Below are 23,753 nucleotides of genomic sequence, written 5' to 3'. Positions count from 1 at the left end.
GAACTCAGAAGTGAAACGCCGTAGCGCCGATGGTAGTGTGGGGTCTCCCCATGCGAGAGTAGGGAACTGCCAGGCATCAATTTAAGACCAGTACGCTGGTCGTGACCACTCCGGTGACGCGGAGCGGGCGAAACACCTGAAGTCAGCGACAAGCGGACCTCAGTACAGAATCGGTGGAGCGGTAGTTCAGTTGGTTAGAATACCTGCCTGTCACGCAGGGGGTCGCGGGTTCGAGCCCCGTCCGTTCCGCCACCCTATTTAGGGGCGTAGTTCAATTGGTAGAGCACCGGTCTCCAAAACCGGGTGTTGGGGGTTCGAGTCCCTCCGCCCCTGCCAGAAAACGATCCTTTGCTTCGGCAAAGGATTTTTTTTGCGTTTAAAACAGCAAAAAAGAAAACCAGCTAAATCTAACTGGCTTCTGACCTTTTCTTCTTACTTTCCTGCCTGCAACTTCAGCTGTTTTGTCTGACCAGAATCGGAAACTTAAGCAGCTGACGGATATGCGCCTGCTGATCGCTATTCTGCAACCAGACCGCATAAAGTGGACGCACCGCGACAGGTGTATCCGGGATCACCATCAATTCACTGTATACGCTTTGCCAGAAGTCGGGCAGAAAGGCACATGCGCCGGTGGTATGCAGCAGCTCGCGGGTCACATGCGCCGAGGTCGTCGTCAGCACCGGCACATCATCGGCCCCGGAGAGATAGCTCTCATGCTGATGAAAATCCGCTCCCCACTCCAGTTTGATGTAATCATACTTCTCTCGTTTATCACTCTGCCGGGCACAGAACAGCGCCAGCGAGATATGGCCAATCTGCTGGCTGGTTAACTCATCCATTTTTGGCGCTTCGGTGGTGATCAACAGATCCAGCTGGCGCTCATGCAGCTGCTTAACCAGCAGATGCCGTTGTGCCACACGTGCTTCCAGGTGCAGGCTCTCGCGGTTCTCATAAAGCGTCTGTAGCCATGGTGTCAGATAGGCCTCCCATAGCGATGCACTGGCCCCTATTGACAGCTCATGATGCTGCTGCGTGTGGGAGACTTCCTTCTTCGCCATCAGCCAGGTATTCATCAGACTTTCAGCATAAGGAAGCAGGCGCTCACCCGCGGCGGTCAGTCGTATGTTGTTGCGATGACGGGTAAAAAGATTAACACCCAGCTGATTCTCTAACTGACGGATGCGAAAACTGACAGCAGATTGCGTAAGGTAAAGGGCTTCTGCAGCACGCCCGAAATGGCGAGTTCTGCTCACTTCCAGGAAAGTTTTCAGTAATTCCGTATCCACAGCGTTCTCCCAAAAAATGTTTGTCGTATAGATTTAAATGTTTTGTTTTACACTCTGTCAAGCCTATCTAATACTCCGCGCCATTAATAGCACGGCATTAGAGAATCAGGAGCGTGTAACATGGCGGAAAGCTTCTCAACCGAGAATCGTTTCTTTGATAACAAGCATTACCCGCGTGGTTTCTCACGCCACGGTGACTTTACTATTAAAGAAGCTCAGCTTCTTGAACGCCACGGTTTCGCCTTTAATGAGCTTGATTTATCAAAGCGTGAGCCAGTAACCGAAGAAGAACGTTTGTTTGTAGAAGTGTGTCGTGGCGTGCGTGAGCCGCAAACGGAAGCTGAACGTGTGTGGTCCAAATATATGACCCGCATTAAGCGTCCTAAGCGTTTCCATACGCTCTCTGGCGGTAAGCCGCAGATGGATACCGTCGAAGACTACACTGACAGCGACGATTAACAGAGAAGGGGCGAAAGCCCCTTTTTTATTGCAGGCTGTTATGCAGATGGATCATTAATCGATCAATCGTCCGGTAACTGACAGCCTCCTGTAGATGCTGCCGGGTTATCTCAGCTTCGCCAGCCAGATCGGCCACCGTTCGGGCCACTTTCAGAATACGTTGCCAGGCCCGCACGGATAAACCCAGCTTTCCCAGCACTGACTCCAGCCACTCCGCATCTGCTTTAGTTATCTGACACCAGCGCAGGATCTCTGCGTTGTTTAAATGCGCATTAATTTTACCTGAGCGGGTCAGCTGAATATCCCGTGCTGCGACCACCCGATGGCGGACTGTGGCAGACGTTTCCGCGGTGGGACGCTGTCCGCTGAGTGTTCCACCAGGAAGCAGCGGGATCTCCAGCGAAAGATCAAAACGGTCGAGAAAGGGGCCGGATAACTTACTGAGATAGCGCAGCACCTGCTGCGGTGAGCAGCGGTTATGCTGCCCCTGATAGTGTCCGGTCGGGCTGGGATTCATCGCGGCAATCAGCTGAAAGCGTGCCGGATAGGTGACTTTTGCCCGCGCGCGGGAGATAGCGATGGTTCCCGACTCAATCGGCTCGCGCAGCGAGTCGAGCACTTTACGATCAAACTCCGGCAATTCATCTAAAAAGAGCACACCGTTATGCGCCAGTGAGATCTCACCGGGACGGGGTAATGAGCCGCCGCCAATCAGAGCGTAAAGGGAAGCGCTGTGGTGAGGCGATCGGAAAGGACGGGTGCGCCACTGCCGATGCAGAGTGTTGCCGTTCACCAGACTGGCGATCGCCGCACACTCCAGCGCCTCCTGATCGCTCAGGGGTGGCATGATGCCAGGCAAGCGGGTTGCCAGCATCGTTTTTCCGGTACCGGGGGGCCCAATCAGTAGCAGATTGTGTCCGCCCGCGGCAGTGATTTCTAATGCTCTGCGCCCCTGTTGCTGGCCGATAATATCGGAGAGATCGTCAGCGGACTCTTCATGCTGAAAATCGGGATAGCGGGCAACCGGCAGCGTGAGTTCATCGCGCAGAAAGGCGCAGACCTCTCTGAGGTTTGTCGCAACCAGCGACGTACCCTGACGGATCAGCCCGGCGTCGCATTGATTTTCCTCTGAAAGAACCAGCTGCCGTCCAGCCTGGATAGTAACCATGGCCGCAGGAATCGCGCCCTGTACCGCGCAGAGCGCGCCGTCAAGCGCCAGTTCACCCAGAAACTCATAGTGCGTCAGCTTGTCGGCAGGAAGCTGCTCAGAAGCGACCAGGATAGCGATCGCCATAGGTAAGTCATAACGACCTCCCTCCTTGGGTAGATCTGCCGGGGCGAGATTAATGGTGACCCGCTTGGCCGGGAAGGTGAATCCACTGTTAATAATGGCGCTGCGCACCCGTTCCCGGGCCTCCTTCACCGTGGTTTCTGGCAGGCCAACCAGCGTCAGCGCCGGCAGGCCATTACTGATATGCGCCTCAATGGTCACCAACGGTGCTTCTACGCCTAATGCCGCCCGGGTCAGAACTTTAGACAATGACATACTCGCTCCTTATGCCCGCCAGTCTGGTAGTGGCGTTAAAGAAAAGCGAGCGGGTCATCAGCAGTGTTCGCGTCATCGCGCAGCAGATCTCCATCTGTTACATGAAGTTCCACAACGCTGCGCGGTTGCACGCAAATTCAGCAAAAGATTATTACGTCAGTAAAGTGATGAATAATTATCATGAGCGCATTATTCCTTTAATTACAGATTGATAGCCTGACTGCTGACGCCGGGCTTTAAAAAAAAGCTGCAAAAAAAGTTGTGTCATGACCCCTGACTATGATAACTCTGTAGGCATTACTTCGAACACGTAAAAGAATTGAACAACACATGAAAGCCCTTCTACAAGTGATTAGCCTGGTCGTGATTAGCGTGGTGGTGATTATTAACCTACCGTGCGGGGCAACGCTTGGAGAAAGAAAGGCTTAAAAATCAAGCCTCGAATCCGAAAAAACCCCCGCACCGAAAGGTCCGGGGGTTTTTTTTCGACCAGGCGAAATATCAGTAAATCCACAAGGAACAAACAATGAACAGTAGCATAAAATTCTGTTGTTCCGGTCAGGACACAGGAGAATAGCGATGACAGGTGCACAGTGGGTAGTTCAGGCTTTACGCGCGCAGGGGGTTGATACCGTATTCGGTTACCCTGGCGGTGCCATCATGCCGGTTTATGACGCGCTCTATGATGGCGGCGTGGAACACCTACTGTGTCGTCACGAGCAGGGCGCGGTAATGGCCGCGATCGGTTATGCACGTTCAACCGGTAAAACCGGCGTCTGTATTGCCACCTCCGGTCCGGGTGCGACTAACCTGATCACCGGCCTGGCGGATGCGATGATGGACTCAGTGCCGGTAGTCGCAGTCACGGGCCAGGTCTCCTCCGCGTTCATCGGCACCGATGCGTTTCAGGAGATCGACGTACTCGGCCTTTCACTGGCCTGTACCAAACACAGTTTCCTGGTGGAGTCGCTGGATGAACTGCCCGCGATCATGGCGCAAGCCTTTGCCATGGCGCAGTCGGGTCGGCCAGGTCCGGTGCTGGTTGATATTCCAAAAGATATTCAGATTGCCCAGGGTGAGCCCGCCCCCCATCTGGTTCAGGTTGAAGAGGGCATGGCGCTGCCGCATCAGGCGATCCTCGAAGCGCGTAACCTGATGGCGAAAGCAAAGAAACCGATGCTCTATGTCGGTGGCGGAGTGGCTCTGGCACAAGCGGTCCCGGCGCTGCGGGCGCTGGCAGAAGAGAGCGGCATCCCCGCAGTGGCAACCCTGAAAGGTCTGGGCAGCGTAGACGCAGAGAGCGACCTCTATCTCGGCATGCTGGGCATGCACGGCACCAAAGCCGCGAACCTGGCCGTACAGGCGTGTGACCTGCTGATCGCGGTCGGTGCCCGTTTCGATGACCGCGTGACCGGCAAGCTGGACACCTTTGCCCCGCACGCCAGCGTCATTCATCTCGACATCGATCCCGCCGAGTTAAACAAACTGCGTCGCGCCCATGTCTCTTTGCAGGGGGATCTCAACCATCTGCTGCCTGCGTTGAGCCAGCCGCTGTCTGTCGACGCCTGGCGCGACGAGGTAAAAGCGCTGAAAGCCAGTTACCCGTGGCGCTATGATCATCCGGGCGAAGCAATCTATGCGCCGCTGTTGCTGAAGCAGCTGTCGGATCGCAAACCCGCCAATGCTGTGGTCACTACCGACGTCGGACAGCACCAGATGTGGGCGGCACAGCATATGGCCTTCAGCGCCCCGGAGAATTTCATCACCTCCAGCGGATTGGGCACGATGGGCTTTGGTCTGCCGGCCGCCATCGGTGCGCAGGTAGCCCGACCGGACGACACCGTTATCTGTGTCTCAGGCGATGGCTCCATCATGATGAACATCCAGGAGCTGGGCACCATCAAGCGTGGCAAGCTGCCGGTCAAAATCGTCCTGCTGGATAATCAGCGCCTGGGCATGGTGCGTCAGTGGCAGCAGCTCTTTTTCGACGGTCGCTATAGCGAAACTAACCTCTCTGACAATCCCGATTTCCTGACGCTGGCCAGCGCCTTCAATATTCCCGGCCAGCGCATTACCCGTAAAGATCAGGTCGACGCCGCACTTGATGCTCTGCTGAACAGCGAAGGTCCTTACTTCCTGCATGTTGCAATTGATGAGCATGAAAACGTCTGGCCACTGGTACCGCCGGGTGCCAGCAATGCAAACATGATGGAGAAAACCGTATGAACCAGCATCAATTGTCTATCGAAGCCCGTTTCCGCCCTGAAATATTAGAGCGCATTTTGCGTGTGGTACGTCACCGCGGTTTCCAGGTCTGCTCTATGAACATGGCCTCGGTGGCTAACGCCGAAAATATTAATATTGAAATGACCGTTGCCAGCCAGCGCTCCGTCGATTTACTGTCGTCGCAGTTAAGTAAACTGATCGACGTCGCATGCGTTCAGATTCAACAACAGACAACACAACAAATCCGCGCCTAGCCGCGAGAGGGAATAACAATGAGCACGAAGAAAGCAGACTTTATTTGGTTCAATGGCGAGATGGTTAAGTGGGAAGAGGCGAAGGTCAGCGTCATGTCCCATGCGTTGCACTACGGTACGTCGGTATTCGAAGGCGTGCGCTGCTACGACTCTCACAAAGGACCGGTTGTGTTCCGTCATCGCGAACACATGCAACGTCTGCACGACTCCGCCAAAATCTATCGCTTCCCGATTAAAAGCAGCGTTGATGAGCTGATGGAAGCCTGCCGCGAAGTCATCCGCGTGAATAAACTGAAAAGTGCTTATATCCGTCCGCTGGCTTTTGTGGGTGATGTGGGCCTGGGCGTGAACCCGCCAGATGGCTTCACCACTGACGTGATTATTGCCGCTTTCCCGTGGGGCGCTTATCTGGGTGCTGAAGCGCTGGAGAACGGCATCGATGCCATGGTCTCTTCGTGGAACCGCGTTGCGCCAAACACCCTGCCTACCGCGGCGAAAGCGGGCGGCAACTACCTCTCCTCACTGCTGGTGGGCAGCGAAGCGCGCCGCCACGGCTATCAGGAAGGGATCGCGCTGGATACTAACGGCCTGATCTCAGAAGGCGCGGGCGAAAACCTGTTTGAAGTGAAAGATGGCGTGCTGTTTACTCCGCCGTTCACCTCCTCTGCACTGCCGGGCATCACCCGCGATGCCATCATCAAGCTGGCGCGTGATATGGGAATCGAAGTGCGTGAACAGGCGCTCTCCCGTGAGTCACTCTACCTGGCCGACGAAATCTTTATGTCCGGCACCGCAGCGGAAATCACTCCGGTGCGCAGCGTTGACCGTATCCAGGTGGGCGAAGGCAAATGCGGCCCGGTAACCAAACGTGTTCAGCAGGCCTTCTTTGGTCTGTTCACCGGCGAGACCGAAGACAAGTGGGGCTGGTTAGATCCGGTTAACCCATAATCAGATACCGCGCGGGCGTCATCTGACGTCCGCGAGCTTATTCTTACTGGAGTAAATAGAGCATGCCTAAGTACCGTTCCGCCACCACCACCCACGGCCGCAACATGGCGGGTGCCCGTGCCTTATGGCGCGCGACAGGAATGACCGACGACGATTTCGGCAAGCCGATTATCGCGGTAGTTAACTCATTCACCCAATTTGTACCGGGCCACGTTCACCTGCGCGACCTGGGTAAACTGGTCGCTGAGCAGATCGAAGCGGCAGGCGGTGTGGCTAAAGAGTTCAACACCATTGCGGTGGATGACGGTATTGCCATGGGGCATGGCGGCATGCTCTATTCACTGCCTTCGCGTGAGCTGATTGCCGACTCGGTCGAGTACATGGTTAACGCGCACTGCGCTGACGCCATGGTCTGTATCTCTAACTGCGATAAAATCACCCCCGGCATGCTGATGGCGTCTCTGCGCCTCAATATTCCGGTGATCTTCGTCTCAGGCGGACCGATGGAAGCGGGTAAAACCAAACTTTCCGATCAGATCATCAAGCTGGATCTGGTGGATGCGATGATTCAGGGTGCCAACCCGAACGTCAGCGATGCCGACAGCGAGCAGATCGAACGTTCTGCCTGTCCGACCTGCGGCTCCTGCTCCGGCATGTTCACCGCCAACTCGATGAACTGTCTGACCGAAGCGCTGGGTCTCTCGCAGCCGGGCAACGGTTCTCTGCTGGCGACCCACGCCGACCGTAAAGAGCTGTTTATCAACGCCGGTAAGCGCATCGTCAGCCTTACCAAGCGCTACTACGAGCAGGATGATGTCAACATGCTGCCGCGCAACATCGCGACCAAGGCCGCCTTTGAAAACGCCATGACGCTGGATATTGCCATGGGCGGTTCCACCAACACCGTGCTGCACCTGCTTGCTGCCGCGCAGGAAGGTGAGATCGACTTTAATATCTCTGACATCGATCGCCTGTCCCGTAAAGTGCCTCAGCTCTGCAAAGTGGCACCCAGTACCCCGAAATATCATATGGAAGATGTGCATCGCGCCGGTGGCGTCATCGGCATCCTCGGTGAGCTGGATCGTGCCGGTCTGATCGACACCAGCGCCCGCAACATTCTCCAGCAGACCATGCGTGAAACCCTGGATCAGTACGACATCATGCTGACCAAAGACCAGGCCGTAAAAGATATGTTCCGCGCGGGTCCGGCGGGGATCCGTACCACTCAGGCATTCTCACAGAACTGCCGCTGGGACACGCTGGATGATGACCGTGCCGAAGGCTGTATCCGTACCCGTGAAAACGCCTACTCGCAGGATGGCGGTCTGGCCGTGCTGTACGGCAACATCGCGGAAGATGGCTGTATCGTCAAAACCGCGGGCGTAGACAAAGAGATCCTTACCTTCACCGGCCCGGCCAAAGTCTACGAAAGCCAGGATGACGCGGTAGAAGCGATTCTGGGCGGCAAAGTGGTGGCGGGTGACGTGGTGGTCATTCGCTACGAAGGACCAAAAGGCGGACCGGGGATGCAGGAGATGCTCTATCCGACCACCTATCTGAAATCGATGGGGCTGGGTAAAAGCTGTGCGCTGATCACCGATGGCCGCTTCTCGGGCGGCACCTCAGGTCTCTCTATCGGTCACGCCTCCCCGGAAGCGGCGAACGGCGGCACTATCGCGCTGGTCAAAGATGGCGACACCATTGAGATCGATATTCCTAACCGCGGCATTAAGCTGGCCGTCCCGGATAACGAACTACATGCGCGCCGCGAAGAGCAGGAAGCGCGTGGCGATGCGGCCTATACGCCGGTTAATCGCCAGCGCGAAGTCTCGTTCGCACTGCGTGCTTACGCATCACTGGCGACCAGCGCGGATAAAGGCGCGGTCCGCGATAAGAGCAAGCTGGGAGGCTAAGATGGCCGAGTCTCAACCGCTACCTGAGGCGCCCTGCGGCGCCGAGTATTTGCGCGCAGTGCTGCGTTCACCGGTGTATGAAGTGGCACAGGTGACGCCGCTGCAAATTATGGAAAAAATTTCGTCGCGTCTTGGCAACACTATTCTGGTGAAGCGGGAAGATCGTCAGCCGGTGCACAGTTTCAAGCTGCGCGGGGCCTACGCGATGATCGCCGGTCTGAACGAAGAGCAGAAAGCGCGCGGCGTGGTGACGGCCTCCGCCGGTAATCACGCGCAGGGCGTGGCGCTGTCGGCCAGCAAGCTGGGCATTAAGTCCCTGATTGTGATGCCGCTGGCGACGGCAGACATCAAGGTTGATGCGGTGCGTGCATTTGGCGGTGAGGCTTACCTGTTTGGGGCCAACTTTGATGAGGCCAAAGCCAAAGCGATCGAACTCTCTGAGCAGCGCGGCTACACCTTTGTGCCGCCGTTTGACCATCCGGCGGTGATCGCCGGGCAGGGCACGCTGGCGATGGAGCTGCTGCAACAGGACGCCCATCTCGACCGGATATTTGTGCCGGTGGGCGGTGGCGGTCTGGCTGCGGGCGTGGCGGTGCTGATCAAGCAGCTGATGCCGCAAATCAAAGTGATTGCGGTGGAGTCTGAAGATTCGGCCTGTCTGAAAGCCGCGCTGGAAGCGGGTCATCCGGTCGATCTGCCGCGTGTCGGGCTGTTTGCCGAAGGGGTGGCGGTGAAACGGATCGGCAGCGAAACCTTCCGGCTCTGTCAGGCCTACATTGATGACATCATCACCGTCGACAGTGACGCCATCTGCGCCGCGATGAAAGATCTGTTTGAAGATGTGCGCGCCGTGGCTGAGCCGTCGGGAGCGCTGGCACTGGCGGGCATGAAGAAGTATATCCAGCAGCACGACATCAAGGGCGAGCGACTGGCGCACGTGCTCTCCGGGGCCAACGTCAATTTCCACGGTCTGCGTTACGTTTCGGAGCGTTGCGAGCTGGGCGAACAGCGCGAAGCACTGCTGGCCGTCACCATCCCGGAGCAGCAGGGCAGCTTCCTGCGTTTCTGCCAGACGCTGGGCGGACGTTCGATTACCGAGTTTAACTATCGCTACGCCGATGCGGATAAAGCCTGCATTTTTGTCGGCGTGCGGCTGACCCGCGGACGGGAAGAGCGCAGTGAGATCATCAGCCAGCTCACCGACAGCGGTTATCAGGTGGTCGATCTCTCTGACGATGAGATGGCGAAGCTGCACGTCCGTTACATGGTGGGCGGACGTCCTTCCAAACCGCTGCGCGAACGGTTGTTCAGCTTTGAATTCCCGGAGGCGCCAGGCGCGTTGCTGAAGTTCCTGCAAACGCTCGGCACCCACTGGAATATCTCGCTGTTCCACTATCGCAGCCACGGCACTGATTACGGTCGGGTGCTGACGGCGTTTGAGCTGGGCAGCGATGAGCCGCGTTTCGAAGAGCATCTGGCCGATCTGGGCTACGACTTTCATGATGAAAGCCAGAACCCGGCGTTCCGCTTCTTTCTGTCAGGCAGCTGATTAGAGCTGACTCCAGAAGGCACTGATGAGCGGCTCGCTGAGCCGCTTTTTCTGCACGCAGACGCCAAGTTCAAACGGCGCGACCGATTCAATATTCTCCAGCAGCAGCACGCGGTTGCGCACCGGCTCCGGGCTGTTCTCCAGCACCACATCCGGCAGCAGGGCGATGCCGCAACCCAGCGCCACCATCGAGACAATCGCCTCATGGCCCGACACCGTGGCGTAAATCAGCGGGTTAGGGATGCGCTGACGGCGGAACCAGAGATCGATACGCCGCCGCGCCGGTCCCTGCTCCGGCAGAATAAACGGGATCTGCGACCAGTCGGGCTGTGGCTGAGTGGCCTGAGCGCGAACCGCACAGGGCAAGGCGGGCGCAATCAGCACCAGCGGGATCAGTCCCAGTGGCATAAAATCGATGCTGGCGGGCAGGGTTTCAGGGCGTCCGGCAATCGCCAGGTCGGCATCGCCGGAGTGCACTTTTTCCACCGCATCCGCCGCGTCACCGGTATTGAGTTTGATTTCTACCTGCGGATGTTCAGCACGAAAGCGGTCGAGGATCGGTGGCAGATGGCTGTAAGCCGCGGTGACCGAGCAGAACAGGCGCAGCTCGCCGCTCAGTGACGGGCCATTCAGATCCATCACATGACGCAGTTGCTGATACTGCAACAGCGTCTGCTGGGCAAACTGGCGCAGCCGTTCGCCCGCCTCGGTTAAGGTGACGGTGCGGTTATCGCGCAGAAACAGCGCATGGCCGACATCCTCTTCCAGCCGCTGGATCTGGCGTGACAGCGTCGAGGGGCTGACATGCATGGCACGCGCGGTGCGCCCGAAATGGCAGCTTTCTGCCAGATGAAGAAACAGTTTCAGATCCCGTAAATCCATGAATGCATCGCCTCGGCTTGGTATTGCATTTATTGCAATGTGACGTTGTTAATATATCAATTTAAGCAACAGAATTCCTGTCATATGATGGGGTCATTCGCGGCGTTGCATCACACGCCGTTCCTGAACAAAAAAAGCAAACACAACTTACCGGAGTACCCATGGCTAACTATTTCAACACATTGAACCTGCGCAACCAGTTGGCGCAATTAGGCAAATGTCGTTTCATGGCGCGCGATGAATTCGCCGATGGCGCCAGTTTCCTGAAAGGCAAAAAAGTCGTTATCGTTGGCTGTGGTGCGCAGGGCCTGAATCAGGGTCTGAACATGCGTGATTCCGGTCTGGATGTCGCCTATGCACTGCGTGCCGAAGCGATTGCGGAGAAACGCCCTTCATGGCGCAAAGCGACCGATAACGGTTTCAAAGTGGGTACTTACGAAGAGCTGATCCCGCAGGCGGATCTGGTGGTGAACCTGACGCCAGACAAGCAGCACTCTGCTGTGGTTCAGGCTGTTCAGCCGCTGATGAAAGATGGCGCTGCGCTGGGCTACTCACACGGTTTCAACATCGTTGAAGTGGGCGAGAGCATCCGTAAAGACATTACCGTCGTGATGGTGGCGCCGAAGTGTCCGGGTACAGAAGTGCGCGAAGAGTACAAGCGTGGCTTTGGTGTCCCGACGCTGATCGCGGTTCACCCGGAAAACGATCCAAAAGGCGAAGGCATGGCGATTGCCAAAGCCTGGGCCGCCGCGACCGGTGGCGATCGTGCTGGTGTGCTGGAATCCTCCTTCGTTGCCGAAGTGAAATCTGACCTGATGGGTGAGCAGACCATTCTGTGCGGCATGTTGCAGGCCGGTTCACTGCTCTGCTTCGACAAGCTGGTGGCGGAAGGGACCGACCCGGCTTACGCAGAAAAACTGATCCAGTTCGGCTGGGAAACCATCACCGAATCGCTGAAGTTTGGTGGCATCACCCTGATGATGGATCGCCTCTCTAACCCGGCGAAACTGCGCGCTTATGCGCTGTCTGAGCAGCTGAAAACCATCATGGCACCGCTGTTCCAGAAACATATGGATGACATCATCTCTGGTGAATTCTCCTCCGGCATGATGGCTGACTGGGCCAACGATGATAAAAAACTGCTGACCTGGCGTGAAGAGACCGGCAAAACCGCGTTCGAAACCGCCTCTCAGTATGAAGGTAAAATCGAAGAGCAGGAGTACTACGACAAAGGCGTGGTGATGGTTGCGATGGTTAAAGCGGGCGTTGAGCTGGCGTTTGAGACCATGGTTGACGCCGGTATCATCGAAGAGTCGGCTTACTATGAGTCTCTGCATGAGCTGCCGCTGATCGCGAACACTATCGCCCGTAAGCGTCTGTATGAGATGAACGTGGTGATCTCCGATACTGCTGAGTATGGTAACTATCTGTTCTCCTTCGCGGCGGTGCCGTTGCTGAAAGAGTTCATGACCACGCTGCAACCAGGCGATCTGGGCAAAGCGGTTGAGGGCACCCAGGTTGATAACGCGCAGCTGCGTGATGTCAACGAAGCGGTTCGCCAGCATCCGATTGAAACCGTTGGCCGCAAACTGCGTGGCTACATGACCGACATGAAGCGTATCGCTGTCGCGGGCTAATCACCGGCTTCACGATTTTCAGCAGAAAAACCCCGGCTTGCCGGGGTTTTTTATTTGAGAATACTGCCTGCATTGCTGTAAGACCATGCCTGCACAGGCAACACGGTCAGATCGGAAAGGCGCTAATGCCAATCCCTGGCCGCTCGGCTCGCGCGATTATGCCCCTCATCCCTGAGGTGCGCCCGTAAACGGGCCAACGCTTTGCGTTGTTCAAAAACGCTCCCGGCGTTTTTGTCCCTGGCGCGGGACGCTTTCCTCTTCTGACCGTGTTCCCTGCGCGTTTAGCTTATCTATCGCGGTCATATTCACCTTAGCCCGGAGAGTTCAAAAGATATCCACCCTGAGCCTGCTCGTTAATCTGAACCCAGCCCATAAAAAAACCCGGCGGCTGCCGGGTTTCACTAAGCGTTATCTAAGAAGATTAGACATCATACAGCGTCTGATGGCGCGTCTCTTTACAGGCGATCAGCGCGATCAGCGTCAGCACCGCCATCGACGCCAGATAAAGCCCTACCGCCTGCAAACCATAATTGGCATTCAGCCAGGTGGCGATATAGGGCGCGACAGAAGCACCGAGAATCGAGGACAAATTATAGGAGAACGAGGCACCGGTATAACGCACTTCGGTCGGAAACAGCTCCGGCAGCAGGGCACCCATCGGGCCAAACGTCAGGCCCATAATGCTCAGACCCAGCAGCAGGAAAATCATCACCAGTGCCTGCGAACCGGAACCGAGCATCGCCGGAAACAGGAATGAGAAGGCGATAATCATCAGCGTAATGGTAATCATGGTTTTGCGACGACCAAAGCGGTCAGCCAGCAGGCCGGCAATCGGCACCATCACACCAAAACCAATCACCGCCACCATCAGCATCCACAGCATACTGTTACGGGGAATACCCAGTCCGGCAGGCGCAGGCGTGGTGCCGTAACTCATCGAGTAGACGGTCATAATATAGAACAGCGTGTAGGTCGCCAGCATGATAAAGGTGCCGAGAATAGTGGCGGTCAGATGCTGACTCAGCAGCGCCGCAATTGGCACCCGAACCTGCTTCTTCTCTTTCTGCACTTTAGCAAACACCGGGCTCTCATGCAGTGAGACGCGCACATAGAGACCAATCAGCACCAGCACGGCGGAGAGGATAAACGGCACGCGCCAGCCCCACTGCATAAACTGCTCGTCGGTCAGCAGCCAGGAGAGCAGCAGGAAGGTGCCATTGGCGAAGAAAAAGCCAATCGGCGCACCCAGCTGCGGGAAGGAGCCATAGAGCGCACGCTTCTTCGCTGGCGCATTTTCGGTGGCCAGCAGCGCCGCGCCGCCCCATTCACCGCCCAGTCCCAGTCCCTGACCAAAACGCGCCAGCGCCAGCAGCAGCGGGGCCATCACGCCAATGGTTTCATAGCCGGGCAGCAGACCGATTACCACGGTAGAGATCCCCATGGTCAGCAGCGAGGCAACCAGCGTGGCTTTACGCCCGACGCGGTCGCCAAAGTGACCAAACAGCGCGGAGCCAATCGGACGGGCAATAAAAGCGATAGCGAAGGTCGCCAGCGACTGGAGCGTGGCGACCGTGGCGTCACCCTGCGGGAAAAAGATGTGCGGAAAAACAATCACCGCGGCAGTGGCATAAATATAAAAGTCGAAAAACTCAATGGCCGTGCCGACCAGTGAGGCAATCACCACTTTGCTGCGTGAGTTAACCGGCGTGGGGTCCTGCTGGTGGTCGAGTCTGTCTGTGAGGGAGGCTTGCATAACTGTTTCTTATTTGTAAATACAGACAAAGAATCTTACGCACCTGCCTGGCCTCATTCAATGATGAAAACCCGCGCCGCGTCTGGCTTTGGCGGGCAAAAAGAGGATAATTTTTGTGGTGCGGTGAATACCGGGTGATAGCGGGGAAAACCGGAGCATATCTGGCGGGATACTCTAAGAAAGGGCTAAATAAAAGTGACCCCTCAGCTATTCATCCTGTTATCTGGGTAAAAAATAGCCGAAGGGTGACATTTTCCGCTGTTGTTAACGAGGCGCTACGATTTCCGCCGCGCGGCGCTGCCCGCTTCCGGCATCTGCGGATCGTCTTTGTATTTCGCGGTAGCGATCCAGGCGGCGCAGAACAGCGTCAGACGGGCGAAGAAGTAGAAAAACGCCATCAGGCCGAGCACGGAACCAAACGCGGCACCGGAAGGGGATGTCGCCAGCTTCGGCAGCGTCAGGGTCATCACAAACTTAATCACCTCAAAGCCGATGGCCGCCAGCAGGGTGCCGCGAAACAGCGCTTTCTTACGTGGCTTATGACGCGGCAGGATCCAGAAAATCCACAGGAACAGCAAGTAGTTAGCCAGCACAGAAATCGAGGTGGCGATAATGGTCATAGCCGGGCGCAACCAGTCGATGCCATCCAGCCCCAGCGCGCTGACAATAGTCGCCTGCGCCGAACCGGCCACCGAGGTCAGCGAAAGGGTGATCACCAGCGCCAGCATCAGGCCAGCCAGCGACAGTAAATCGCGGATATAGCGTTTCCAGATCTTCTCTTTGTCATCAGGCTGGCGTTCCCACACGTCGCGCGACTGGGCGCGAATCGCTTCCCGCAGATTACCCATCCAGTTAAGACCGGAATAGAGCGCCAGCAGCAGACCGGTGATCCCCACGGTGGCACGCTGCTGAATCGCGGTATTCACCGTATTCTTCAGGGTGGTGGCCAGCGTCGGATCGCTGATGCTGCTGACGATTTTGTTGATGATATCGGTCAGCAAATCCTGATTCGATGCCAGCACAAAACCCACGGCGGCAAACGACACCATCAGAATCGGGATCAGCGACAGAAAAGAGAAATAGGTGATGGCCGCGCCAAACTGGCTGCCGAGCCGATCGTTAAAGCGGTCCAGGGCGCGGATAAAATGCGCCACCGCCGGAATAGCCTGAAACCAGGTGGCAAAACGCGACACGCGGACAATCGATTTATCCACGGTCTCGTTGCCGGTTTTAATGTCGATAAGCGGCTTATGCGGCTGCGTATCCTGCGGATTTTCCTGCTTGTCTGTCATAGACCTTCACTGTCCTGTTTATCATTAAAATCAAAGTATAGCCGCTCAGGTGACGTACTCCTGTAACACCTGACTCAGCCACTCCATAAATACCCGCACGCGGCGGGCCACATTGCGCCGATGGGGATAAAGCAGATGGATCGGCATCGGCCTGGCGGGAAAGCGATGCAGCACCTCAACCAGATCGCCCTTTTCCAGCAAGGTCTGAATACCGCTGGCCGGCACCTGAATAATGCCTAACCCCGCCAGACAGGCGGCGCGATAGGTTTCCGTGCTGTTCACCGTCACCACGCCACCGGTCTGCACATAGTGACACTGGCGGCCATCAAAATATTCAAAACCCAGCGACGCCTGACCCGGCTGCTGGCTGTAGTGCACCATCGCATGCTGCGACAGCTCCTCCAGCCGCACCGGCATACCAAAGCGCGAAAGGTAGCCAGGGCTGGCGCAGTTAATCAAGGTGTGGGTGCCAATTTTTCGCGCAATCAGACCTGAATCTTTCAGCTCGCCTACCCGAATCACGCAGTCAAACCCTTCGCGGATCACATCCACCTGACGGTCGCTGCTGCTCAGCTCAATCTCCACGCCGGGATAGTGCTGCAAAAATTCCGGTAAACGCGGCAGCACAAAACCGGTCGCCATCGCCACCGACATATCGACCCGCAGTTTACCGCTAAGTGTGGCGGGATCGTGCTGAAACAGACTATCCATATCATCAATCATCGATAACAAATCGAGACAGCGATCGTAATAGACCAGCCCATCCTGGGTCAGCTGCACCTGGCGCGTGGTGCGATGCAGCAGTCGGGTCGCCATCTGGTTCTCCAGCGCCTGTATCAGCCGCGATACGCTGCCTTTCGGCACCCCTAAACTCTCCGCCGCGCGGGTAAAACTGCCCATTTCGGCCACCCGCACAAACACCTGCATTGCGTGAATTTTGTCCATGTTGTTCACCGATTGTTGTTGTTATTGAAACAGTGATGCGCTTTTAACACTGTTTATAGATCAACCCTTCACGAATATCCTTACTTCGTGTTCAATTTTTCAACAGGTGTGAGAGATGAATCAGAAAGTTGCGTTAATTACCGGTGCAAACCGCGGTTTAGGCCGCAATGGCGCGTTAAAACTGGCCGCCAGAGGCACAGATATTATCCTGACCTACCGCAGTCACGCTGACGAAGCGCAGGCGGTGGTTAAAGAGATTGAAGCGCTGGGCAGGCGCGCCGTGGCGCTGGCGCTGGATGTTGGCGACACCGGTCAGTTCGATGCGTTTGTGGCGCAGGTCAGAACCACGCTGCAACAGCGGTGGCAGTGCGAGCGCTTTGACTATTTAGTGAACAATGCCGGGCATGGGCATTACAGGCCGTTTACCGAGACCAGCGAAGCGGAGTTCGACGCCCTGGTGAACGTACATTTCAAAGGGCCCTACTTCCTGACGCAGAAACTGTTACCGCTGATCCATGACGGTGGTCGCATCCTGAATATCTCCAGCGGCCTGACCCGGCTGGTCTACCCCGGCTCCGCCACCTACGCCTCGATGAAAGGGGCGATGGAGGTGCTGACGCGCTACCAGGCGAAAGAGCTGGGCGCGCGCCGCATCCGGGTTAACATTCTGGCGCCAGGGGCGATAGAGACCGACTTCGGCGGCGGCCGGGTGCGGGATACCCCGGAGATTAACCAGCAGATCGCCGGTCTGACCGCGCTGGGCCGGGTAGGGCTGCCGGACGATATTGGTGACGCCATCAGCGCCATTCTCAGCGATGAAACCGGCTGGATCACCGCCCAGCGCATTGAAGCCTCGGGCGGACAGGGGATTTGACCGCTGGCGGCGTCACGGCTTTAACCGTCACCGACGCCGCCGCGTTTTACAGCGAAATGGTGCCGTCAATCACCGTGACGGTATGGCCGCCAATCCAGATGGTGTCACCCGCAAACGTCACCGTCACCCGGCCAGCACGTTGCAGCGCGGTGCCCTGACGCACCCGGTAGTCGGTGGTCTCTCCTGCCGTGGCAAAGTAACGCGCCAGGCAGGCGTTGGCGCTGCCGGTGACCGGATCTTCCGTCAGACTGCCGTGTTCCACCAGCAGGCCGCGCACTTCATACTGCTCGCTCTCGCCCTGGGGTAAACGGCCAAACAGCATTACGCCGGTCACGCCCGCATGATTAATCAGCCGTGCTAAATCACTGACGCTGGGTTGCACTGCCAGCACCGCTCCGGCGCTGACCATCGGCACCAGCAGCCAGCGAATCCCCATATCGACCACGGTCGGGCTTTGAGTCAGGTCGAAAGCGTCACTGTTCAGGGCGTTACTCAGCAGGGCATCCTGCCAGGGAGCCAGCGTGGCCGCGGGCGCGGCAAAGGCCAGCTCGCCCGCCGCGCCAATCTTCACCGTCACATTACCGACGCCACACTGCTGAACGATTTCGCCTGGCGTGCGGGTCGGCCAGCCCGCTTCCAGCAGCGCATGCGCGGTGCCGAGCGTCGGATGACCGGCGAACGGCAGCTCACCTTCCACGGTAAAAATGCGCACCCGATAATCGGCGTCAGCGTGCTCTGGCGGCAGCACAAAGGTGGTTTCCGACAGATTGGTCCAGCGGGCAATTGCCGCCAGCTGACTGTCGCTTAACCCCTGCGCATCCATAATCACCGCCAGCGGATTGCCATTAAAAGCGGATGAGGTAAACACATCGACTTGCTTAAACGCGACCTGCATTCTGACTCCTTGTTTATTGGGCTGGGTGTAGCCTTTTCTCTGCCGGAAGATTGCTTATAACAGGTAACAGGGTTATGAATAAGTTAAATATTTCACCGGAGAGTGTGAATGTTAACAATCCTGGGACGCGCCTCCTCAATCAACGTGCGCAAAGTATTATGGCTGTGTGATGAGCTTGACCTCGACTACCAGCGGGAAGAGTGGGGCGATGGTTTCCGCTCCACCCATCTGCCCGAATTCATGGCGCTCAACCCGAATGCGATGGTGCCGGTGCTGAAAGATGATGACTTTGTCATGTGGGAATCCAACGCCATCCTGCGCTACCTGGCGAACGCCTATGGCGGCGAGTGGCTCTATGCCACTGATCCCCTGGCGCGGGCGCCGGTCGATCAGTGGATGGACTGGCAATCCACCGAACTCAACACCTCGTGGCGCTATGCGTTTATGTCGCTGGTGCGCAACTCGCCAGCTCATCAGGATCCGCGTCTGCTGGCCGCCGCCTGCAAAGGCTGGTCGCATACCATGGCTATCCTCAATCAGCAGCTGGAAAAAACCGGGCGTTACGTGGCCGGTCGTAACTTCACCCTGGCGGACATCCCGATTGGTCTGGCGGTGAACCGCTGGTTTGAAACGCCGCTCGATCATCCCGACTACCCGGCGGTGCGCACCTACTACGAGCGACTCACCGAGCGCCACGGCTACACGGTCTGGGGCCGCAACGGCACGCCCTGATCTTCGCCGCGCGGCAGCCCCGACAGTTCACAGGCGATCTCGCCCGCCCGTTTAATCGCCCAGCTGTAGCGCGCGTCAAACGGATAACAGCAGGAGAGACGCAAAGCATGATTGTAGCGCTCGCTCAGCGAGTAAAGCGCGCCGGGCGTCACGCAAATCTGCTCCTGCAACAGTCGGTCAAACATCTCGGTGGTATTTACCCCGCCCGGTAACTCCACCCAGAAGACGAAGCCACCACGCGGCAGCGTCGCCCGGGTGCCCTGCGGGAAGTAACGCGCAATCAGTCCGCGCGCCTCATCCAGATTGGCCGCATAGCGGCGGCGCAGGGTGCGCAGATGGTGATCGTAACCGCCAGTGGCGAGAAACTCAGCCAGGGTTTCGGACAGCAGCACCGATTCCGCCATCGACGACACCGCCTTCAGGCGGGCGATCGCATCATGAAAACGGCCGGCGGCGGTCCAGCCAATGCGAAAATCGGGGGCCACGGTTTTGGTGAAGCTGGTGCAGTAGATCACCCACCCGTCGCGATCAAAGGCTTTCACGGCAGGCGAGAGCGGCCAGTCGAACTGCAACTCGTCATAGAGTCCATCTTCGATCAGCGGAACCTGGTAAGCATTTACTAACTTGGCCAGCCGCTTCTTATTCTCCAGCGACATGCAGTAGCCCAGCGGGTTCTGCGCGCTTGGCATGGTGATCAGCGCCTTGATGCGCTGCTCCTGAAGCAGCATCTCCAGCGCGTCGAGTGACAGACCCTGCTGCGGATCGGTGGGGATTTCCAGCGCTTTCAGCCCCAGCGAAGCCAGCAGCGGAAACAGGAAGAAGTAGGTCGGTGACTCCAGCCCGACGCAGTCACCGGGCTGCGTCACTGCCCGCAGCGCCAGCTGCAACGCCTCCATGCAGCCGTGCGTCAGGGTGATCTCATCAGCCGTCAGCGTCTGTCCGGCGTGCAGTGCCCGCCGCGCAATCTCCTCCCGTAAGCGCTCACTACCGGGCGGAAGCGCATAGCGCCCAATCACATTGGGATCACGGCGCAGCAGCGCGGCGGTGATCCGGGCGACCCGCGCCGCCGGAAACAGTTCGCTGTCCTGCGGGCAGGCCAGCGAAATATTGATGTAGTCGGGATGATTCTGCGCGGCAAACACCTTATCAATCAGGTCAAGTTTGCCACTGGCGGGGTCGCGCACTCTGGCTTTGTGCTGACCGTGGCGGATAACGGCCGGCAAAACGCCACGCACGTAGTATCCTGACTGCGGACGCGCCTCAATCAGACCGCGATCTTCCAGCAGCTGCCAGGCATTCAGCACGGTATTCACGCTGACCTGATGTGACTGGGCGACGCGCCGGATCGCCGGCAGCCGTTTGCCAGGCTTCAGCGTGCCCTGATGTATCGCATCGGCGAAACTGTCGGCCAGTTGCTGATAGAGCCGCTGAGTGGGGGAAGGAGCAAGGGACACAGTAGCCTCCGGGCCGGATGGGTACAATTGCAATTAACAGGGACTGTAACCATAACAATAGTGATTTTGTGTCACTGTTACCATCTCTTTTCTGCCCGTAGCATAGCTGTCTGTCCCCTATCAGGAGTGCCGCTATGCTCGATCCCTCTTTCTTCAGTTACGTCACGGTGATGTCGATCACCCCAGGTCCGAACAATCTGTTGCTGGCGACCTCCGGGGTCAATTTTGGTATGCGGCGTACTCTGCCCATGGTGTTCGGCATTCTGCTGGGCTGTGCGGTACAAACGGTGCTGGCGGGTCTGACGCTGGAGCTGTTACTGCACTGGATGGCGGCCATTCGCCTGCCGCTGACGCTGGCAGGCTGTGGGTATCTGCTGTGGTTATCCTGGAAGATTTTTCGCGCCGCCGCACCGGAAGAGCGCACCCGCCCGCAGCCGATGACCGTGCTGGGTGGTGCCTGTTTTCAGGCGATCAACCCCAAAGCCTGGCTGATGGCCACCAATGTGGCGCTGCTCTACAGCGGCAGCAGCGGCGTTTTGACGGTGATGATCGGTTTTATGCTGCTCAACCTGCCCTGCATTCTTATCTGGGCTGCGCTGGGCGATCGCCTGCGCAGCCATCTGCAAACCGGCTGGAAACGGCAGCTGTTTAACAGCCTGATGGCGCTGTCGCTGGTGGCGACCACCGCCTGGATGCTGACCGATGCGCTGACCGCCTAGTCGGGTGCACCGGGTGCGGTGGCCGACGGCCATTTCCAGTTCTGCACTTCCGGTAAATCCTCGCCATGTTCACGCACATAGCGATGATGTTCCGCCAGACGCTGCTGTAAATCCTCCAGCAGCTCAGGTCGCGCCTCTGCCAGCCCCGGCACGCGCTGAATCGCCTCCTGCGCCAGATGATAACGGTCAAGCTCATTCAGCACCGTCATATCGAATGGCGTGGTGGTGGTTCCCTCTTCAATAAAGCCACGGACATGGAAGTTGGGGTGATTGTTGCGCGCATAGGTCAGGCGATGCACCAGCGACGGATAGCCGTGGAAGGCGAAGATCACCGGTTTGTCGCGGGTAAACAGCGCGTCAAACTCCTCATCCGATTTGCCGTGGGGGTGCTGATCCTGCGGCTCCAGGGCCAGCAGATCCACCACGTTCACCACCCGGATGCGCAGCGCCGGGAGCAGGTCGCGCAGCAGATCCACCGCCGCCAGCGTCTCCATGGTCGGCACATCACCGGCACAGGCCATCACCACATCCGGCTCGGCACCTTCCGGGGTCGTGCCCGCCCAGCGCCACTCGCCCATGCCCGCTTTACAGTGAGCGATGGCGCTCTCCATATCGAGCCACTGCGGAGCGGGCTGTTTGCCTGCCACGATCACGTTGATACGGTCCCAGGTGTGCAGGCAGTGATCGCCAACCCACAGCAGCGTATTGGCGTCAGGCGGCAGATAGATGCGCACAATATCCGATTTCTTATTGGCGACATGATCGATAAAGCCAGGGTCCTGATGGCTGTAGCCATTATGGTCCTGCCGCCAGACGTGGGAGGAGAGCAGATAGTTGAGCGACGAGATCGGTTTACGCCACGCCAGTTTGCGCGTCACTTTCAGCCATTTGGCGTGCTGGTTAAACATTGAGTCGACGATGTGAATAAAGGCTTCATAGCAGTTAAACAGCCCATGACGGCCGGTTAACAGATAGCCCTCCAGCCAGCCCTGACACTGATGCTCGCTCAGGATCTCCATCACCCGGCCGTCACGCGCCAGCTGCTCATCGTAAGGCTCTATCTCCTCCATCCAGCTGCGGCTGGTGACATCAAACACCGGCGTCAGGCGGTTAGAGGCGGTCTCATCCGGGCCAAACAGCCGGAAATTATCGCGGTTACGCTGGAACAGCGCGCTCAGATAGCGACCCAGATGCTCGGTGGCCTGCGCCATCTGCGAACCTGGCTCTCCGGTATCGAAAGCGAACTCGCTAATCTCGGGCGCGTTGAGTTCGCGGCGCAGCAGGCCGCCGTTGGCATAAGGTGAAGCGCCCATCCGTTTATCACCCTGCGGCGCCAGCGCCTGAAGCTCCGGTTTAAGCCGCCCCTGCTCATCAAACAGATCGTCAGGCTGATAGCTGCGCATCCAGTTTTCAAGGATCTGGCGATGGCCTTCATCTTCGCGACAGGCGGCAACCGGCACCTGATGCGCCCGCCAGAAACCTTCCACTTTTTTACCGTCGACGGTCTCAGGGCCGGTCCAGCCTTTGGGGCTGCGCAGCACAATCATTGGCCAGCGCGGTACGCCACTGCTGGCTTTACCTGACCGTGCCGCCTGCTGATACGCCGCGATCTTACTGAAGGCGGTGTCCAGCGCCTCCGCCATCAGCGGATGCATCTTCTCCGGCTCGTCGCCACAGACAAACAGCGGCTCATAGCCATAGCCGCTGAACAGCTGATGCAGATCTTCATCGCTGCTGCGCCCCAGCAGGGTCGGATTAGCGATTTTATAGCCGTTGAGATGCAGAATCGGCAGCACCGCGCCGTCGCGTTCAGGATTGAGGAATTTGATGCCGTGCCAGCTGGAGGCCAGCGGTCCGGTCTCCGCTTCGCCGTCGCCGATCACGCAGGGCACGATCAGGTCAGGGTTATCAAAGGCTGCGCCGAACGCATGTGACAGCGAGTAGCCCAGTTCTCCGCCTTCATTTATCGAGCCGGGAGTTTCCGGGGCGGCGTGGCTGGGAATGCCACCCGGAAAGGAGAACTGCTTAAACAGCCGCTGCATCCCGGCAGCATCCTGGCTGATCTGCGGATAGATTTCGCTGTAGCTGCCCTCCAGCCAGGTATTGGCCACCATGCCAGGGCCGCCATGTCCGGGTCCGCAGATATAGATCAGGTTGAGGTCGCGCTGACGAATAATCCGGTTGAGGTGGGCATAAATAAAATTGAGGCCCGGCGTGGTGCCCCAGTGGCCGAGCAGGCGCGGTTTGATATGCTCCGGCTTAAGCGGTTCGCGCAGCAGCGGGTTGTCCATCAGGTAAATCTGCCCGACAGAGAGATAGTTAGCCGCGCGCCAGTAGCGGTCGATCAGCGTAAATTCCGGTGAACCCGTAACCTGAGACATGCCTTTTC

At 57.7% G+C, this 23,753-nt stretch carries 20 protein-coding genes, 2 tRNA genes and 1 rRNA gene; 14 read left to right on the top strand and 9 right to left on the bottom strand.

Going from position 1 to position 23,753, the window contains the following annotated elements; all coding sequences use genetic code 11:
• The 3 genes from rrf to ACCW71_RS09880 form a co-directional block, all read left to right on the top strand.
• Positions 1 to 75, top strand: a 5S ribosomal RNA gene (gene rrf, locus ACCW71_RS09890); the annotation flags it as partial.
• Between the two features lie 100 nt (positions 76 to 175).
• A tRNA-Asp gene (locus ACCW71_RS09885) sits at positions 176 to 252 on the top strand.
• An 8-nt stretch (positions 253 to 260) separates the two neighbouring features.
• Positions 261 to 336: transfer RNA gene (locus ACCW71_RS09880), tRNA-Trp, on the top strand.
• A 116-nt stretch (positions 337 to 452) separates the two neighbouring features.
• Here the strand turns inward: ACCW71_RS09880 and hdfR are convergent.
• Positions 453 to 1,286: an HTH-type transcriptional regulator HdfR gene (gene hdfR, locus ACCW71_RS09875; RefSeq protein WP_436371012.1), complete on the bottom strand. Its 834-nt coding sequence runs from the start codon at positions 1,284 to 1,286 to the stop codon at positions 453 to 455.
• Between the two features lie 120 nt (positions 1,287 to 1,406).
• Between hdfR and ACCW71_RS09870 the strand changes: the two genes are divergently transcribed.
• Positions 1,407 to 1,745: a DUF413 domain-containing protein gene (locus tag ACCW71_RS09870; RefSeq protein WP_436371011.1), complete on the top strand. Its 339-nt coding sequence runs from the start codon at positions 1,407 to 1,409 to the stop codon at positions 1,743 to 1,745.
• A gap of 25 nt (positions 1,746 to 1,770) precedes the next feature.
• Here the strand turns inward: ACCW71_RS09870 and ACCW71_RS09865 are convergent, their stop codons facing one another.
• The gene (locus ACCW71_RS09865; protein WP_436371010.1) at positions 1,771 to 3,291 is read right to left on the bottom strand and encodes a YifB family Mg chelatase-like AAA ATPase; all 1,521 of its coding nucleotides are present in this window, start codon (positions 3,289 to 3,291) and stop codon (positions 1,771 to 1,773) included.
• Between the two features lie 330 nt (positions 3,292 to 3,621).
• Between ACCW71_RS09865 and ilvL the strand changes: the two genes are divergently transcribed.
• The 6 genes from ilvL to ilvA all read left to right on the top strand — a co-directional run bounded on the left by ilvL (position 3,622) and on the right by ilvA (position 10,181).
• Entirely contained in the window at positions 3,622 to 3,720 is a 99-nt protein-coding gene (ilvL, locus tag ACCW71_RS09860) for an ilv operon leader peptide (RefSeq protein ID WP_082097622.1), read from the top strand.
• A gap of 150 nt (positions 3,721 to 3,870) precedes the next feature.
• Positions 3,871 to 5,517: an acetolactate synthase 2 catalytic subunit gene (ilvG, locus tag ACCW71_RS09855; RefSeq protein ID WP_436371009.1), complete on the top strand. Its 1,647-nt coding sequence runs from the start codon at positions 3,871 to 3,873 to the stop codon at positions 5,515 to 5,517.
• Positions 5,514 to 5,771 (top strand): acetolactate synthase 2 small subunit, encoded by a 258-nt coding sequence (ilvM, locus tag ACCW71_RS09850; RefSeq protein ID WP_008926359.1) that lies wholly within the window; start codon positions 5,514 to 5,516, stop codon positions 5,769 to 5,771. Before ilvG ends, ilvM begins: the two co-directional genes overlap by 4 nt.
• Before the next feature lie 18 nt (positions 5,772 to 5,789).
• On the top strand, positions 5,790 to 6,719 hold the full coding sequence (locus ACCW71_RS09845; RefSeq protein ID WP_436371008.1) for a branched-chain amino acid transaminase: 930 nt from the start codon (positions 5,790 to 5,792) through the stop codon (positions 6,717 to 6,719).
• Between the two features lie 62 nt (positions 6,720 to 6,781).
• Positions 6,782 to 8,632, top strand: a complete 1,851-nt coding sequence (gene ilvD / locus ACCW71_RS09840; RefSeq protein ID WP_436371007.1) for a dihydroxy-acid dehydratase — start codon at positions 6,782 to 6,784, stop codon at positions 8,630 to 8,632.
• 1 nt (position 8,633) lies between these two features.
• Positions 8,634 to 10,181 carry a threonine ammonia-lyase, biosynthetic gene (gene ilvA, locus ACCW71_RS09835; RefSeq protein WP_436371006.1) on the top strand — a complete coding sequence of 516 codons (1,548 nt, stop codon included), beginning with the start codon at positions 8,634 to 8,636 and terminating at the stop codon, positions 10,179 to 10,181.
• Here the strand turns inward: ilvA and ilvY are convergent, their stop codons facing one another.
• Positions 10,182 to 11,063 (bottom strand): HTH-type transcriptional activator IlvY, encoded by an 882-nt coding sequence (ilvY, locus tag ACCW71_RS09830; RefSeq protein ID WP_436371005.1) that lies wholly within the window; start codon positions 11,061 to 11,063, stop codon positions 10,182 to 10,184. It lies immediately after the preceding gene.
• 161 nt (positions 11,064 to 11,224) lie between these two features.
• Between ilvY and ilvC the strand changes: the two genes are divergently transcribed.
• Complete coding sequence (gene ilvC, locus ACCW71_RS09825; protein WP_436371004.1) at positions 11,225 to 12,700, top strand: ketol-acid reductoisomerase; 1,476 nt, start codon at positions 11,225 to 11,227, stop codon at positions 12,698 to 12,700.
• 421 nt (positions 12,701 to 13,121) lie between these two features.
• Here ilvC and ACCW71_RS09820 read toward each other — a convergent pair whose 3' ends face one another.
• The 3 genes from ACCW71_RS09820 to ACCW71_RS09810 all read right to left on the bottom strand — a co-directional run bounded on the left by ACCW71_RS09820 (position 13,122) and on the right by ACCW71_RS09810 (position 16,690).
• Complete coding sequence (locus ACCW71_RS09820; protein ID WP_436371003.1) at positions 13,122 to 14,453, bottom strand: MFS transporter; 1,332 nt, start codon at positions 14,451 to 14,453, stop codon at positions 13,122 to 13,124.
• Between the two features lie 275 nt (positions 14,454 to 14,728).
• Positions 14,729 to 15,745 (bottom strand): inner membrane protein YhjD, encoded by a 1,017-nt coding sequence (gene yhjD / locus ACCW71_RS09815; protein ID WP_436371002.1) that lies wholly within the window; start codon positions 15,743 to 15,745, stop codon positions 14,729 to 14,731.
• Between the two features lie 45 nt (positions 15,746 to 15,790).
• Entirely contained in the window at positions 15,791 to 16,690 is a 900-nt protein-coding gene (locus ACCW71_RS09810) for a LysR family transcriptional regulator (RefSeq protein WP_436371001.1), read from the bottom strand.
• Between the two features lie 115 nt (positions 16,691 to 16,805).
• Between ACCW71_RS09810 and ACCW71_RS09805 the strand changes: the two genes are divergently transcribed.
• Positions 16,806 to 17,564 (top strand): SDR family NAD(P)-dependent oxidoreductase, encoded by a 759-nt coding sequence (locus ACCW71_RS09805; RefSeq protein ID WP_436371000.1) that lies wholly within the window; start codon positions 16,806 to 16,808, stop codon positions 17,562 to 17,564.
• A 46-nt stretch (positions 17,565 to 17,610) separates the two neighbouring features.
• On the opposite strand, the gene ACCW71_RS09800 is transcribed toward ACCW71_RS09805, so the two are convergent.
• On the bottom strand, positions 17,611 to 18,459 hold the full coding sequence (locus ACCW71_RS09800; protein WP_436370999.1) for a PhzF family phenazine biosynthesis protein: 849 nt from the start codon (positions 18,457 to 18,459) through the stop codon (positions 17,611 to 17,613).
• Positions 18,460 to 18,567: 108 nt separating this feature from the next.
• Between ACCW71_RS09800 and ACCW71_RS09795 the strand changes: the two genes are divergently transcribed.
• Positions 18,568 to 19,191, top strand: coding sequence for a glutathione S-transferase family protein (locus ACCW71_RS09795; protein ID WP_436370998.1), 624 nt, complete (start codon positions 18,568 to 18,570; stop codon positions 19,189 to 19,191).
• Here the strand turns inward: ACCW71_RS09795 and ACCW71_RS09790 are convergent.
• On the bottom strand, positions 19,158 to 20,645 hold the full coding sequence (locus ACCW71_RS09790; protein WP_436370997.1) for a PLP-dependent aminotransferase family protein: 1,488 nt from the start codon (positions 20,643 to 20,645) through the stop codon (positions 19,158 to 19,160). The two genes, ACCW71_RS09795 and ACCW71_RS09790, sit on opposite strands and share 34 nt — an antisense overlap.
• Positions 20,646 to 20,779: 134 nt before the next feature.
• Between ACCW71_RS09790 and ACCW71_RS09785 the strand changes: the two genes are divergently transcribed.
• Entirely contained in the window at positions 20,780 to 21,364 is a 585-nt protein-coding gene (locus tag ACCW71_RS09785) for a LysE family translocator (RefSeq protein ID WP_436370996.1), read from the top strand.
• Here ACCW71_RS09785 and ACCW71_RS09780 read toward each other — a convergent pair.
• Entirely contained in the window at positions 21,361 to 23,745 is a 2,385-nt protein-coding gene (locus ACCW71_RS09780) for a phosphoketolase family protein (protein WP_436370995.1), read from the bottom strand. The genes ACCW71_RS09785 and ACCW71_RS09780 overlap by 4 nt on opposite strands.
• Positions 23,746 to 23,753 lie beyond the last annotated feature (8 nt).

Source organism: Pantoea sp. C2G6, assembly GCF_051336815.1.
GTDB lineage: Bacteria > Pseudomonadota > Gammaproteobacteria > Enterobacterales > Enterobacteriaceae > Pantoea.
This window is presented reverse-complemented; position numbering and strand designations above follow the sequence as displayed.